Origin of the sequence: Actinomadura atramentaria DSM 43919 (assembly GCF_000381885.1) — a bacterium.
Taxonomy (GTDB): Bacteria; Actinomycetota; Actinomycetes; order Streptosporangiales; family Streptosporangiaceae; genus Spirillospora; species Spirillospora atramentaria.
The window spans coordinates 70,495-84,496 of record NZ_KB907225.1; the positions used below are offsets into that span (position 1 = coordinate 70,495).

At 75.0% G+C, this 14,002-nt stretch carries 15 protein-coding genes; 6 read left to right on the forward strand and 9 right to left on the reverse strand.

The genetic code is table 11. The annotated features are described in order from the left end of the window. The 5 genes from G339_RS0129760 to G339_RS0129780 all read right to left on the reverse strand — a co-directional run bounded on the left by G339_RS0129760 (position 1) and on the right by G339_RS0129780 (position 5,090). Positions 1 to 705: an MBL fold metallo-hydrolase gene (locus G339_RS0129760; RefSeq protein WP_019634717.1), complete on the reverse strand. Its 705-nt coding sequence runs from the start codon at positions 703 to 705 to the stop codon at positions 1 to 3. A gap of 51 nt (positions 706 to 756) precedes the next feature. Then, complete coding sequence (locus G339_RS0129765; protein WP_019634718.1) at positions 757 to 1,626, reverse strand: PHP domain-containing protein; 870 nt, start codon at positions 1,624 to 1,626, stop codon at positions 757 to 759. Between the two features lie 17 nt (positions 1,627 to 1,643). Beyond that, positions 1,644 to 2,282, reverse strand: a complete 639-nt coding sequence (locus tag G339_RS0129770) for a DUF6758 family protein (RefSeq protein WP_019634719.1) — start codon at positions 2,280 to 2,282, stop codon at positions 1,644 to 1,646. A gap of 121 nt (positions 2,283 to 2,403) precedes the next feature. Further along, entirely contained in the window at positions 2,404 to 4,017 is a 1,614-nt protein-coding gene (locus G339_RS37220; RefSeq protein WP_019634720.1) for a CPBP family glutamic-type intramembrane protease, read from the reverse strand. 131 nt (positions 4,018 to 4,148) lie between these two features. Then, the gene (locus G339_RS0129780) at positions 4,149 to 5,090 is read right to left on the reverse strand and encodes an HpcH/HpaI aldolase/citrate lyase family protein (protein WP_026341902.1); all 942 of its coding nucleotides are present in this window, start codon (positions 5,088 to 5,090) and stop codon (positions 4,149 to 4,151) included. A 39-nt stretch (positions 5,091 to 5,129) separates the two neighbouring features. Here G339_RS0129780 and G339_RS0129785 point away from each other — a divergent pair, with 39 nt between their 5' ends. Then, positions 5,130 to 5,642, forward strand: a complete 513-nt coding sequence (locus G339_RS0129785; RefSeq protein ID WP_019634722.1) for a hypothetical protein — start codon at positions 5,130 to 5,132, stop codon at positions 5,640 to 5,642. Between the two features lie 104 nt (positions 5,643 to 5,746). Here the strand turns inward: G339_RS0129785 and G339_RS0129790 are convergent, their stop codons facing one another. Beyond that, a complete protein-coding gene (locus G339_RS0129790) occupies positions 5,747 to 6,643 on the reverse strand; it encodes an RNA polymerase sigma-70 factor (protein ID WP_019634723.1) in 897 nt (298 codons plus the stop codon). Then, on the reverse strand, positions 6,640 to 7,197 hold the full coding sequence (locus tag G339_RS0129795) for a carboxymuconolactone decarboxylase family protein (RefSeq protein WP_019634724.1): 558 nt from the start codon (positions 7,195 to 7,197) through the stop codon (positions 6,640 to 6,642). The genes G339_RS0129790 and G339_RS0129795 overlap by 4 nt, the downstream gene beginning before the upstream one ends. A 112-nt stretch (positions 7,198 to 7,309) precedes the next feature. Here G339_RS0129795 and G339_RS0129800 point away from each other — a divergent pair, with 112 nt between their 5' ends. Genes G339_RS0129800 through G339_RS0129810 form a run of 3 tightly spaced genes read left to right on the forward strand, consistent with a single transcriptional unit; the run spans position 7,310 to position 10,303 of the window. Next, positions 7,310 to 8,620, forward strand: coding sequence for a magnesium transporter MgtE N-terminal domain-containing protein (locus G339_RS0129800; RefSeq protein ID WP_033324755.1), 1,311 nt, complete (start codon positions 7,310 to 7,312; stop codon positions 8,618 to 8,620). Beyond that, positions 8,617 to 9,108, forward strand: coding sequence for a DUF1003 domain-containing protein (locus G339_RS0129805; protein ID WP_019634726.1), 492 nt, complete (start codon positions 8,617 to 8,619; stop codon positions 9,106 to 9,108). The genes G339_RS0129800 and G339_RS0129805 overlap by 4 nt, the downstream gene beginning before the upstream one ends. A gap of 55 nt (positions 9,109 to 9,163) precedes the next feature. Next, entirely contained in the window at positions 9,164 to 10,303 is a 1,140-nt protein-coding gene (locus G339_RS0129810; RefSeq protein WP_019634727.1) for an Mrp/NBP35 family ATP-binding protein, read from the forward strand. A gap of 56 nt (positions 10,304 to 10,359) precedes the next feature. Here G339_RS0129810 and G339_RS0129815 read toward each other — a convergent pair whose 3' ends face one another. Beyond that, positions 10,360 to 10,926, reverse strand: coding sequence for a helix-turn-helix domain-containing protein (locus G339_RS0129815; protein ID WP_026341904.1), 567 nt, complete (start codon positions 10,924 to 10,926; stop codon positions 10,360 to 10,362). A gap of 84 nt (positions 10,927 to 11,010) precedes the next feature. Between G339_RS0129815 and G339_RS0129820 the strand changes: the two genes are divergently transcribed. Continuing rightward, complete coding sequence (locus G339_RS0129820; protein WP_019634729.1) at positions 11,011 to 11,934, forward strand: SDR family oxidoreductase; 924 nt, start codon at positions 11,011 to 11,013, stop codon at positions 11,932 to 11,934. Positions 11,935 to 11,965: 31 nt separating this feature from the next. On the opposite strand, the gene G339_RS0129825 is transcribed toward G339_RS0129820, so the two are convergent. After that, the gene (locus G339_RS0129825; RefSeq protein ID WP_019634730.1) at positions 11,966 to 12,316 is read right to left on the reverse strand and encodes a sec-independent translocase; all 351 of its coding nucleotides are present in this window, start codon (positions 12,314 to 12,316) and stop codon (positions 11,966 to 11,968) included. 280 nt (positions 12,317 to 12,596) lie between these two features. On the opposite strand from G339_RS0129825, the gene G339_RS0129830 reads away from it, so the two are divergent. After that, the gene (locus G339_RS0129830) at positions 12,597 to 13,985 is read left to right on the forward strand and encodes an alkaline phosphatase PhoX (RefSeq protein ID WP_019634731.1); all 1,389 of its coding nucleotides are present in this window, start codon (positions 12,597 to 12,599) and stop codon (positions 13,983 to 13,985) included. Positions 13,986 to 14,002 lie beyond the last annotated feature (17 nt).

Consider the following 14,002-nt stretch of genomic DNA (forward strand, 5'->3'; position numbering starts at 1 on the left):
TCAGTCGTCCTCGTCGGTGAGGGCGCCCCAGGTGTCCCAGCGGGCGTCCTCCTCGCCCACCGTCGTCTCCTCGCCCTGGCCGGGCAGGACCCGCAGGTCCTTGGGGAGCGGGGTGAGCAGCGCGCCGATCGAGTTGAGCTGCTTGCGCAGGTCCTCGAACGCGCCGCCGATCGAGCCGGGACGGCCCCGGTGCAGCGTGTCGCCGGAGAACAGCACGGCGAGCTGCTCGCTGATCACGCTGATGCTGCCGGGCGTGTGGCCGGGCGTGTGCGTGACCTCGAGCTGGACGTCGGCGATCTCGAAGACGCCGCCGTCCTCCAGCCAGATGTCCGGTTCGAGGGAGCGGAGCGCCTTGGCGTCGTCCTCGTTCTCCTCTTCCTTGGCGAGGCGGCCGAAGTAGTCCCGCCACAGCAGCCGGTCGGCGCGGTGCAGGGCGATCGGGGCCCAGTCGTCCTCGTCCTCCTCCCCGGCGGCGGCGACCTCGAGGGCGGTGGCGAGGTGGTGCTCGTTGCCGTCGGTGAGGATGACGGCCATGACCTCGCGTTCGCCGACCTGCTTAAGCACGGCCTCGGCGTCGAAGCCCGGGTCGATCACGATGACCTCGTCGTCGTCGCCGACGAGGTAGGTGTTGTTCTCGACGTCGTACTCGGTGTCGTCCAGGGTGGTCTTCCCCGACGTCACGACCTGATCGATGCGCGCGTCCACGCCCGCACCCTACCGCGCCCCGCGAGCGGCCCGCCGCACGCGCGGCGGCGGTCAGCGGGCGACGGGCGGCACCGCGCCGGACGTCGCGGCGACGAGCGCGGCGTAGACCTGCGGATCGGTGGTCTCCGCGCCGAGCCGGTCGCCGGTCATCGCGCCGTGGTCGTCGCTGGAACCCGTCACCGGGAGGCCGAGCGCGGCGGCGACGTCGCGGAGCCGCGCGCGGTCGTCGGGGCCGTGGTCGGGGTGGTCGGCCTCGACGCCGGACAGCCCGGCGGCGGCCAGTTCCTCGATGAGGCCGTCCCGGAAGTCGCGGCGGTAGCGGCGCGCGCGGGGGTGCGCGAGGACGGCCGCGCCGCCCGCCGCGCGGACGAGCCGGACGGCGCGGGCCGGGTCGAGCGCGTACCGGTCCACGTGCGCGCGCCCGCCCTCGCCGATCCACGCGGGCGTGAACGCGTCCTCGACGCTGGCGACCGCGCCCGCCGCGACGAGCGCGCGGGCGACGTGCGGGCGGCCCACCGACTCGCCGCGCGCCTGCGCGCGCACCGACTCCCAGGTGATGTCCGCGCCGAGCGCGGCGGCCCTCTCCACCATCGCGCGCGCCCGCAGGACGCGGTCGTCGCGGATGCGCGCCAGCTCGGCGGCCAGGACGGGCTCGGCCGGGTCGAACAGGTACGCCAGCAGGTGGACGGCCTGGCCGTCGCGCTGGCAGGACAGCTCCGCGCCGCGCACGAGCGTCAGGCCGGGCGGCAGCGCGGCGAGCGCGGCGTCCCATCCGGCGGTGGTGTCGTGGTCGGTGAGGGCGAGGACGTCCAGCCCGGCCGCCGCCGCCCGCGCCACCACCTCGGCGGGCGGCCGGGTGCCGTCGGAGACGTCGCTGTGGCTGTGCAGGTCGATGCGCCGCGCGGGCGTGGGGGACGCCATCAACCCTTGATAGCAGTTCAGGGGGTCAGGCGGGGGCCGAGCGGGCCGTAGGGCAGGTCGACGGCGATGCCGGGGGCGCGCAGGTCGAGCAGGCCGGTCGCCTCCAGCAGCAGCATCCCGGCGTCGGCGGGCCACAGCACCGCCCACAGCCAGTCGCCCAGGGCCTCCCCGACGTACGCGGCGCGGTCCGGCGCGGCGGCCACCGCCCACAGCGGGACGGCGCACGCGCGCGGCCCGGCGACGTCGAGCTTGACGTGCGGCGCGGCGGCGTGGAAGCCCGCGCCGGGGTCGGGCCCGCGCAGGCCCGCGAGCCGCGCGCCCGCGCCCACGCCGGGTTCCTCGGCGACGAGCACCAGGTCGGCGCGGCCGCCGAGCAGGCCCGGCGCGGACAGCGCGACGGCGGCGGCGCGGACGCCGGTGCGCTCGTCGCCCGCCGCCGCGAAGCCCGTGACGAGCCATCCGGCCGGCAGCGGCCACGGCACCCAGACGGGGACGCGCGCGTCGGCGAGGACGGCCGCGAGCGCGGCCGGCCCCGGTTCGGCGGCGGGACGCCAGGGAAGCACCGTCCCGTGCGCCGCGCAGGTCCAGTCCGGCGTGCGGGCGTCCGGCGGACGGAGCGTCCGTGGGCAGCGCGGGCAGCTCGCCTCGGCCTTCATAACTACTTACAGTGCGTTCGCGATGCCGGAACGTCAACACTCACGCGTGTCCGGGAACGGGAAAATCCCGGCAACGCCCGTCCCCTGGCCCTGGACGGCCTGCTGGTGCGCGGCCCGGCGTTCAGCGACCCTCTGCGACGTCCTGCGCGTTCTGCCAGGTGATCTCGATCGGCGGGCGTTCCGGCTCGCCCGGCGTGACGCGCGCGACGTTCATCCGGCGGGCCAACAGCAGCACGAGGCCCGCGTAGATCAGCATCGCGGCGATGTCGGCGGCGACGTAGGCGAACGGCACGCCGCCCTGGTCCAGGCTCAGCTCGCCGAACGCGGCGGGCAGCAGGAACGCCATCAGGTTGTTGAGGACGTGCATCGCGATGCCCGCCTCCAGGCCGCCGGTGCGGACGGCGAGCCACGCCGCGACCGCGCCGAACGCGAAGATGTCGAGGACGCCCCAGCCGGTGTAGCCGTGCGCGCTCGCGAACAGCGCGGACCCGATGGCGATGCCGGGCCACGGCGTGCGGAGGACGCGGCTGAACGCGCGGGCGACGCGGCCCGTCCGGGTCTCCAGCGTCCACGCGCCGACCGCCTGCAAGATCCAGCCGCGGAACGTCACCTCTTCGGCCGTCGACTGGAACGGCACCAGCAGCACGATCACGATCGCCGGGCCGACGAACGCGCCCCAGCCGACCCAGGAGCCGTCCGCCTCGCCGTCGTCGGGCGCGACGGCCTGCGCCGCCAGCGACAGCGCGAACGACACGACGCAGAACAGCGCCGCCGCGCCCGCGCAGGCGGCCAGCCACCGCCAGCGGACGCGGCCCAGCACCGAGAACAGCGTGCCGGGCCGCCGCCGCTGGACGACGGCCGCGAGCACCATGACGGGCAGCAGCAGGGCGATGACGAGCAGGTTGAACGCGACGTCCGCCGTGGGGTCGCCGAACAGGTCGTCGCCGTCGCTGATCGTCTCGGGGTCCGCGTTCGTCACGATCGCCCAGCCGAGCATGAACACGAAGAGGACGACGAAGCCGACGACGAGGTAGACGCCCGCGCCCGCGAGCGTCGCGACGAGCGGCCGCCACCAGCGGTGCGCGGCGGTGCGCGCCATCCGGTGGAACGGCGTGCCGGGCTCGGGCGCGACCAGCCACGGCGCGCGCGGGCCGTGCGCGTAGCCGCCGACGCCGGGCGGCGGCCAGGCGGTGACGCCGGGGTACCGGGGGTCGCGGCCCTGCGGCGGGCCGTACTCTCCGCCCGGGACGGGATACGGCCCGGAACCGGGAGCCGCGCCGTAGGGCTGACCGTACGGCGGCGGGACGGGCGCGGACGGCCCGTACGGCGGCACGCCGGGCGCCGTCTCCTGCGGCGCCGTGGACGAGCCGTACGGCGGCGCGGGGGGCGGCGCGTCCTGTGACGCGGTGGGCGAGCCGTACGACGGCGCGGCAGGCTCCGTGTCCTGCGGCGCTGTGGGCGGGCCGTACTCGGCGGGCGGCATGTCCTGCTGCGCGGCGGGCGGGCCGTACGGCGGCGCGGGGGGCGGCCCGTACGCGGGGGGAGGCTCGTGTGGCGGCGCGTGCTGCGGGGCTGCGGGCTGTGCGTCCTGCTGCGCGGCCTCCGGCGTGTGCTGCGGGCCGGTGTGCTGCCGGCCGGGGGGCTGCGGGACCGCGTCCGGCGGGCCGCCGGGGCCGTCCGCGTCGGACCGGGGCGTGTCCGGCGGGGTCCAGCCGCCGTCCGAAGGTGGGGTCACCGCGTCTCTCTCCCTGCGCCGTCGTGCCGTTCGTCACGCAGCGTACGGGTCGGCGGGGACGGCGGGCGCGCGCCGCCGGGCACGAACCGGTCACGGCCGGCCGCGCCGCGCAGCGCGGGCCGCCGGGCGGGTCAGGGCGCGGGCGGCTCGAACGCCGTCGTCCGGCGCAGCCCCGCCGCGCGTCCCTTGGCCGCGACGACCAGGGCCATCTTCCGCGACGCCTCGTCGATCATCTCGTCCCCCAGCGTCGCCGCGCCGCGCCCCTCGACCTCGGTGGCGTGCGCGTACGCGTCCAGGATCAGTTCCGCGCGGTCGTAGTCCTCCTGGGCGGGCGAGAACACCTCGTTCCCGGCCTCGACCTGCGCGGGGTGCAGCACCCACTTGCCGTCGAAGCCGAGCGCCGCCGAGCGGGCCGCGACGCGCCGGAACGCGTCCACGTCGCGCACGTTGAAGTACGGCCCGTCGATCGCCTGGAGGTCGTGGGCGCGCGCCGCGAACAGGATTCGCATGAGGATGTAGTGGTAGGCGTCGCCCTCGGTGTAGCCGGGCGGCTGCTCCCCCACGGTCAGCGTCCGCATGTTGATCGACGCCATCAGGTCGCCGGGCCCGAACACCAGGCTCTCCAGCCGGGGCGAGGACGCGGCGATGGCGTCGATCCCGGTCATCCCCCGCGCGTCCTCGATCTGCGCCTCGATCCCGATCCGCCCCGGCGGGAGACCGGTGGCCAGCTCGATCTGCGTGACGAGCCGGTCGAGCCATTGGACGTGCGAGGCGTCCTGCGCCTTGGGCAGGATCAGGCAGTCCAGGTTGCGGCCCGCGCCCTCCACGACGTCGATGACGTCCCGGTACGCCCACGGCGTCGCGAGGTCGTTGACGCGGACGGCGCGGACCTTGCCCGTCCAGTCCCCGTCGTTGAGCGCGTCCACGACGAGCCGCCGCGCGTCGGCCTTGGCGGACGGCGCGACGGCGTCCTCCAGGTCCAGGAAGATCTCGTCGGCGTCGAGGCCCTGCGCCTTCTCGATGAACCGTGGATTGCTGCCGGGAACCGCGAGCACCGTGCGCCGAGATCTCATGCGGCAGATGCTAACGACGCGTGTGAGACGCTTTGGCGCATGGGTGAGGACAGCATCGCGCTCGTGGCGGAGGCGGCGAAGAAGTCCGGGCTGCTCTGGTTGGAGCTGCCGGGGCTGCCGCAGCCGCGCGCCGCCTGGCATCTGTGGCACGACGGGTCGGCGTACGTGCTGACCGGCGGCGACGGCGAGCAGCCGCTGCCGGGGCTGCCGGAGGCCGCGACGGTCCGGGTGGTGCTGCGCAGCAAGGACAAGGGCGGGCGGCTGGTGGCGTTCACGGCGCGGTGCGCGCGCGTGGAGCCGGGCACGGAGCTGTGGGACGAGGTCGCGCCGCTGCTCGCCAAGGACCGGCTGAACGCGGCCTCCCACGACGGGCAGCTCGACCGGTGGGCCGCCGAGTCGTACGTGGTCCGCCTCACGCCCGAGGGCGACGTGACCGGGCCCGGCGAGCACGCCGACGACTACGCGGCCGTCCGGCCGGTGCCGACCCCGGCGGCGACCGCCGGGCCGCCGCCGCGCCTGGCCGGGGCGAAGGGCCGCCGCGCCGACCGCTGACCGCTGACCGGCCACGCGGACCCAGCCCCGACCGACGCCCCGCGTCCCGCCGAACCGCGTGGACCAGACCCGGCGGACGCCCCCGCGTTCCGCCGGGCGCTCGTTCACAGTTCCAGGACCCGCCCGGCCTCGACCGCGCCGAGTTTGTCGGGGTTCAGCACGACCTGGATCGCGCTGATCCGCCCGGCGTCGTCCAAGTCCATCGTGACCGCGCTGACGCAGCGGTCCGGCGCGTCCAGCAGCAGGCCGGGCGAGGCGTTGATCATGTCGGCGCGGACGGTGACGTCGTCCATCCCGATGTCGTCGATCGTCAGCCGCGTCACGCCGAGCAGCCAGCGCGCGACCTTGTCGGGGCCGTGCAGGACGCGCAGCGCCGCCTTGACCCGCCCGCCGCCGTCGCTCCACAGCACGACGTCCGGGGACAGCAGCGCCATCAGCTCGTTGACGTCGCCGCCGATCACCGCCGCGAAGAACCGGTCGGTGACGGCCCGGCGGCGCGCGGTGTCGGCCTCGAACCGGGGCCGCCGCGCCTCGACGTGCTTGCGGGCGCGCGTCGCGAGCTGCCGCACGGACGCCTCCGTCCGCTCCAGCGCCGCCGCGACCTCCGCGTACGGGTACCCGAACACCTCCCGCAGCACGAACACGGCCCGTTCCAGCGGGCTCAGCGTCTCCAGGACGACGAGCAGCGCCATCGACACCGACTCGGCCAGCTCGGCGTTCTCGGCGACGTCCGGCGAGGTCAGGACGGGCTCGGGCAGCCACGGCCCCACGTACGACTCGCGCCGCGCCTTGGCGGCCCGCAGCCGGTCCAGCGCGACGTTCCCGGTGATCCGGACGAGGTACGCCTCGGGATCGAGGACGTCGGACCGGTCGCGGGCCGACCAGCGCAGCCAGGCGTCCTGCACGGCGTCCTCGGCGTCCGCGACGGTCCCGAGCATCCGGTACGCCACCGCGAAGAGGCGTCCGCGATGCTGCTCGAACACGTCCTCGGGGCGGGTCACGACGCGTTCTCCGGGACGTCGCAGCGGTCCTTGAAGCCCTGTCCGGTCAGCCCGGCGGCGGCGTTGAAGCGCGAGCGCAGGTTCTCCACGGCGACCATCATCGTCAGTTCGACGAGCTGCCGCTCGTCCAGGTGGCGGCGCAGCGCCCCGGTCAGCTCGTCGGTGACGGCGGGCGGGTCGGCGCTCATCGCCTCGGCGTACTCCATGACGAGGCGCTCGTCCTCGGCGAACAGGTCGCTGGACCGCCAGTCCGGCACCGCCTCGATCTTCGCGCGGTCCATCCCGTGCGACCACGACGACCAGGTGCCGTAGTCCACGCACCACGAGCAGCCGATCCGGACGGCCGACGCCATCACCGCGAGATCGCCCAACCGGCGCGGCAGCGCCTTCCACCGCTCCACCTGGAGTTCCAGCACCGAGTACGCCACCGACACGCCCCGGTGGTGGCCCATCGCCAGCACCGGCTGGAGGTCGGCCTTGTAGCGGCGGCGGACGACCCACTGCATCAGCCGGTTCAGCGGGGTGCGGCGCGGTTCGAGCGAGATCCTGGCCATCGTCGTGCCTTCCTGAGTCAGGGAATGCCGTCACCCCCAAGGACGGGCCGCGCGGCCCCGCTGTGACACGCCACGCCGGATGAGGCCGATCATGGTGGGTAATCTCCTGCGCATGAGCGGATCTTCGACTCGGGTGTTCATCGCCCGGCTGGCCGGGATCGCGGTGTTCGACCCGGCCGGCGACCAGGTCGGCCGGGTCCGCGACGTCGTGGTGGCGCTGCGGCTGGGCCGCCGGCCGCCGCGCGTCCTCGGGCTGGTGGTGGAGGTCTCGCCGCGCCGCCCGGTGTTCCTGCCGATCACGCGGGTGACCGTGATCGAGCCGGACGCGATCGTGTTCGACGGGCGGCTGAACATGCGCCGCTTCCACAAGCGCGAGTCCGAGACGCTGGTGCTGGCGGAGATGCTGGACCGGACCGTCCGCCTACGGGAGGACGCCGGGCGGGTGTCGGTGGTGGACGTCGCGATGGAGTCCACCCGGACCCGCGACTGGATCGTCTCCAAGGTCGCCGTCCAGCGGACGCGGCCGGGCCGGGGCCTGCGCCGCCGGGGCGGCAGCCTCGTCGTGGACTGGGAAGCCGTCGAGGGCTTCTCGATCGTCGAGTACGGGCAGGGCGCGGCCGGGCTGCTCGCCGCGTTCGAGCGGATGAAGCCCGCCGACCTCGCCAACGTCGTCCACGAGCTGCCCGAGAAGCGCCGCGCCGAGGTCGCCGCCGCGCTGGACGACGAGCGGCTGGCGGACGTCCTGGAGGAGCTGCCCGAGGACGACCAGATCGAGATCCTCGGCAAGCTCGGCGTCGAGCGGGCCGCCGACGTGCTGGAGGCGATGGGCCCCGACGACGCCACCGACCTGCTGCGCGACCTGCCCGCCGAGCAGCGCGAGCGGCTGCTGCTGCTGATGGAGCCGCACGAGGCCGCGCCGCTGCGCCGCCTGCTGTCCTACGAGGAGGACACCGCGGGCGGGCTGATGACCACCGACCCGGTCGTCGTCGCGCCGGACGCGTCGGTCGCCGAGGCGCTGGCGAGCATCCGCAACCCGGACCTGAACCCGGCGCTGGCCGCGCAGGTGTACGTGTGCCGCCCGCCGACCGAGACGCCCACCGGCCGCTACCTGGGGACCGTCCACTTCCAGCGGCTGCTGCGCGAGCCGCCGCCGACGCTGGTCAGCGGCATCGCCGACACCCAGCTCGAACCGCTGCGGCCCCGCCAGCCGCTGCAGGACGTCGCGATGTACCTGGCCACCTACAACCTGGTCGGCGGGCCCGTCGTGGACGACGACGGGCACCTGCTCGGCTCGGTGACGATCGACGACGTGCTCGACCGGCTGCTGCCCGACAACTGGCGGGAGGCCGTCATGGACGCCGCGCCGGACGTCGCGGACCCGGAGGAGGAGGCGCTGCGCCGCGCCGGGGAGGGGAACCCTTGACGACGCCACGGCTCGACCAGCCGCGCGAGATCCGCCGCACGCTCGTCCCCCGGCCGCACTACGACCCGGAGTCGTTCGGGAAGGTGTCCGAGCGGATCGCGCGGTTCCTCGGGACGGCCCGGTTCCTGGTCTACATGACGGTGTTCATCGTCGTGTGGCTCGGCTGGAACCTGCTCGGGCCGGCTTCGCTGCGGTTCGACCCGTACCCGTTCATCTTCCTGACGCTGATGCTGTCGCTCCAGGCGTCCTACTCGGCCCCGCTGATCCTGCTGGCGCAGAACCGGCAGGACGACCGGGACCGCGTCCAGTACGAGCAGGACCGGGCCCGCAACGACCGCAGCATCGCCGACACCGAGTACCTGACGCGGGAGATCGCCGGGCTGCGGCTGGCCCTGAACGAGGTCGCCACCAGGGATTTCGTCCGCTCCGAACTCCAGGCGATGATCAAGGAGCTGGACGCGCGGGACCAGCGCTCCGACCTGACCTGACGTTCGGGACGGGCCGGGTGCAGCAGCACTGCCCGGCAGTCCATACCATGGGTGCATGGCCTCCCAGCTGACGACCGAGCAGGTGACCGCGGCGCTCGCGACCGTGAACGATCCTGAGATCCGCAAGCCCATCACCGAGCTCGACATGGTCAAGAACGTCGAGATCGCGCCGGACGGCGTGGTTCGCGTCGGGCTTTACCTGACCGTCGCGGGCTGTCCCATGAAGGACACGCTGCGGCGCAACGTCACCGAGGCCGTGGCCCGCCTCGACGGCGTCGCCTCGGTGGAGGTCGAGCTGGACGTGATGAGCGAGGAGCAGCGCAAGGCGCTGCAGACCAAGCTGCGCGGCGGCGAGCCCGCCAAGGAGATCCCGTTCGCCAAGCCGAACTCGCTGACCAAGGTGTACGCCGTGGCCAGCGGCAAGGGCGGCGTCGGCAAGTCCTCGGTGACGGTGAACCTGGCGGCGGCGCTGGCCGCGCAGGGCCGCAAGGTGGGCGTCGTGGACGCCGACATCTACGGCCACTCGGTGCCCCGGATGCTCGGCGTCGAGCACGCGCCGACCAAGGTCGCCGACATGATCATGCCGCCGACCGCGCACGACGTGAAGGTCATCTCGGTCGGGATGTTCACCGCCGGGAACCAGCCGGTCGTGTGGCGCGGGCCGATGCTGCACCGCGCGCTGCAGCAGTTCCTCGCGGACGTGTACTGGGGGGACCTGGACATCCTGCTGATGGACCTGCCGCCCGGCACCGGCGACATCGCGATCTCGGTGGCGCAGCTCCTGCCGTCCGCCGAGATCCTGGTGGTGACGACGCCGCAGCAGGCCGCCGCCGAGGTGGCCGAGCGGGCCGGGGCCATCGCCGCGCAGACGCACCAGCAGGTCGTCGGCGTGATCGAGAACATGTCGTACCTGAGCTGCCCGCACTGCGGGGAGCGGCAGGAGATCTTCGGCTCGGGCGGCGGGCAGACCGTCGCGGACGCGCTCGCCACGACGCTCGGCACGCGCGTCCCGCTGCTCGGGCAGGTCCCGATCGACCCGCGGCTGCGCGAGGGCGGCGACAACGGCGTGCCGCTGGTGCTGGCCGACCCGGACGCCGAGGCCGCCAAGGAGCTGCGGACGATCGCCGACAAGATCGGCGGTCGCTCGCGCGGCCTGGCGGGCATGTCCCTGGGGATCTCCCCGAAGGGCCGCTGACCCGCGAAACCCGCGAAAGCGCCGCGTCCCCCTCCGGGGACGCGGCGCTTTCGCGTTCAGCGGCCTGCGGTGACCGTTCTCAGCTCGGTGGCGGTGTCGCGGACGACGTCGGGTAGCGGGGTGTCGGCCGGGCCGTCGATCCAGCGGCCGTACGCGACCTTGAACACCGCGACGCCGGTCTCGGCGGCCAGCGCCGCCGCCAGGTCGCCCGCGCCGCGGGCGCGCAGGGCGGCGGCGACGTCCGCCGCCAGGGCCGCCAGCTTGATCAGTTCGCGTTCGCGCAGCTCGGGGTGCGCGTCGATGACGGCCTGGCGGCTCCGGGCCTGCGCCGCGCGGTCCTGGATCAGCGCGGCGGCGGCCGTGATCGCGGCCAGCGCCGCGTCGATCGGCGCCGCGCCCGGCGGGGCCGCCGCGACCGCGCCGACGAGCAGGTCCCGCAGCGGTCCCGTCCCGCCGAACAGCACCTCGCGCTTGTCGGCGAAGTGCCGGAAGAACGTGCGCTCGGTGAGCCCGGCGCGGCCCGCGATCTCCGCGACCGTCGTCCGCTCGAACCCGCTCTCGCCGAACAGCTCCAGCGCCGCCTGCTCCAGGCGGGCGCGCGTGTCCGGCGTCCATCGACCCATGTCCGGCATCGTAGTCGACGACAGTCACTGACATCGCGGTGGTAGCGTGGATGACGTCAGTGACTGTCATCGAAGGGGGTTCCCATGCGGGTTCTCGTCACCGGGGCGTCCGGCTGGATCGGTTCCGCCGTCGTCCCCGAGCTGATCGGCGCGGGGCACCGCGTCACCGCGCTGGCGCGGTCGGACGCGTCCGCCGCCGCCGTCGCCGCCGCCGGGGCCGAGGCCGTGCGCGGCTCGCTGGACGACCTCGACGTGCTGCGGGACGCCGCCGCCGCGGCCGAGGGCGTGATCCACCTGGCCTACAAGCACGACGTGGCGTTCGAGCAGGGCGATCCCCCGGCCGCCGCCGCGGCGGACCGGCGGGCCGTCGAGGTGCTGGGCGAGGCGCTGGCGGGGTCGGGGCGGCCGCTCGTCCTGGCGTCCGGGACGGCCGGGGTCGCGCCCGGCCGCGTCCTGACCGAGCGGGACGCGCGCGACGCCGCCGCCGTCGCCCGCGCGCACGAGGGGCCGAACGGGCGGCTCGGCACGGCGGTCCACGCGCTGGGCCTGGCCGACCGGGGCGTCCGCCCGTCCGTCGTGCGGCTGCCGCCGACGGTCCACGGCGCGGGCGACCGCGGCTTCGTCGCGGTGCTCGTCGGCGCCGCCCGCGCCTCGGGCGTCGCGGGATACCTGGGCGACGGCGGCAACCGCTGGCCCGCCGTCCACCGGGACGACGCGGCGCGGCTGTTCCGGCTCGCGCTGGAGGACGCCCCGGCGGCCTCGGTGCTGCACGCGGTGGCCGACGAGGGCGTGCCGCTGCGGGCCGTCGCGGAGGCCATCGGAACCCGGCTCGGCGTGCCCGCCGCGTCGATCGCGCCGGAGGACGCGCCCGGGCACTTCGGGTTCCTCGCGCAGCTCGTCGGCGCGGACATCCCGGCGAGCAGCGCCCTGACGCGCGAGCTCCTGGACTGGGAGCCGACCGGCCCGACGCTCCTGGAGGACCTGGCGGCGGGCCGCTACACCGCCTGACCGGCCCGCCGCGCGCGGGCGCCGCTCCCGGTCAGGTCGCCTCGTCGTCGAACGGGGGCCGCTCGCCGCCCGGCAGGCCCGTCGCGGGCACCGCGTACGGCAGGTCGTCCGTCGTGGGGTCGGCGTCGCGCAGGAAGTCCAGCGGGTCGTCCTCGAACAGGTGCTTGCGGACGAACGTCTTCGGATGCAGGTCCGCGATGTCGAAGTCCTTGAACTCCGGGCCGAGGCCCTTCTGCAGCTCGGACTTGGCGTTGTCGGCCATCGACCGGAACTGCCGCAGCGTCCGGCCGAGCTGCTGGGCGGCGCTCGGCAGCTTGTCCCCGAAGATCACCAGGGCGAGGACGACGAGCACCACCATCTCACCGAGTCCGACGTCGAACACCCGACCTCCACTTGCGTCGCCCGGCCCACGCGAAACCGGTCATCACAGCGTATCCGCCGCACCGGCGGCGGCGTACCCGCCTCCACCCCGCGCGGGCCGCCCGGCGGGCGCTTCGCGAAGAGTTCGCCGCGCGTTTCCCGGAACGTTCCATCCGGACCCGGCGGGCGGTTCCCGCGGCCCGTTCAATGAGGCGCGCCGCGGCCGCCCGGCCGCGGCGGAGCGTTCTCGGAGCAACACCGCAAGGGTGATCGACTTGGCATCTTCCTTTTCCCGTCGTGACATGCTGCGCGGCGGCGTCGCCGGAGGGATCGGCATCGTCGTCGCGGGCAGCCTGACGGCCGTCGCCGACCCGGCCATGGCGCACGTGACCCGGCGCGCGGCCGGGTACGGCCCCGTGGTCGCCGACCCGAAGGGGCTGCTGGCGCTGCCCCGCGGGTTCTCCTACTCCGTCGTCGCCCAGGCGGGCGTGACGAGGCTGGAGACCGGGGAGCCGACGCCCAGCGACGCCGACGGCACGGCGTTCTTCGCGCGCGGGCGGTCCCGCGCGCTGGTCAACAACCACGAGATCGACGGCGGCGAGGACTACCCCGTCCCCGCCCTGGACGGCCTCACCTACGACCCCGGCGCGCGGGGCGGCACGACCACCATCGACGTGTCGGCGCGCGGCGAGCGCGTCCGCGAGTACGTCAGCCTCGCCGGGACGCACAACAACTGCGCGGGCGGCCGGACGCCCTGGGACACCTGGCTGACCTGCGAGGAGACCGAGCAGCGGGCGGGCGGCCGGTTCCTGAAGGACCACGGGTACGTGTTCGAGGTGGACCCGTTCGACCGGGCCGCCAACCGCGAGCCCGTCCCGCTGAAGTTCCTCGGCCGGTACTCCCACGAGGCCGTCGCCGTCGATCCGCGGCGCGGCGACATCTACCTCACCGAGGACGCGGGCGGCCCGAACGGCCTCTACTACCGGTGGACCCCGCCGCACGGGCACCACGGCGGCAAGGGCGCGCTGCGCGAGCTCGCGCTGGGGCGCGGCGGCGACACGGCCGGGCGGCTGCGGGCGATGCGGTGCAGCGACCGCGGCCGGCACGTCCGGGACCTGTCGGAGGCGACGAAGCCGGGCACCCGGTACCGCGTGAGCTGGGTGGACGTCCCCGACCGCGACGCGCGCACGACCTCCGTCCGCAAGCAGTTCACCGACGACCAGGTCACCCGCAGCCACAAGCTGGAGGGCGCGTACTGGGGCGACGGCGGCGCGTACTTCGTGGCGAGCTTCGCCCGGGGCGACGACGGCAGCGTCCACGAGCACGACGGCCAGGTGTGGTTCTACGACCCGCGCACCGAGACGGTCACGCTGGAGACGATCTTCGGCGTCAACCCCGACCCGGACGCCGACACCCACTTCGACGGCCCCGACAACATCACCGTCTCGCCGCACGGCGGCCTGATCCTCGCCGAGGACGGCGACGGCCTCAGCCACCTGTTCGGCGTGACCGACGCCGGGCAGGCGTACCCGGTGGCGCGCAACGACCTGAACAACAGCGAGTTCACCGGGCCGACGTTCAGCGACGACGGGCGCATCCTGTTCGCCAACATCCAGAGCCCGGGCCACGTCCTGGCGATCACCGGGCCGTGGCGGCACGAGCGCCCGGGCCACGGCCACGGGCACCGCTGACGCGCGAGGGCGCGGGG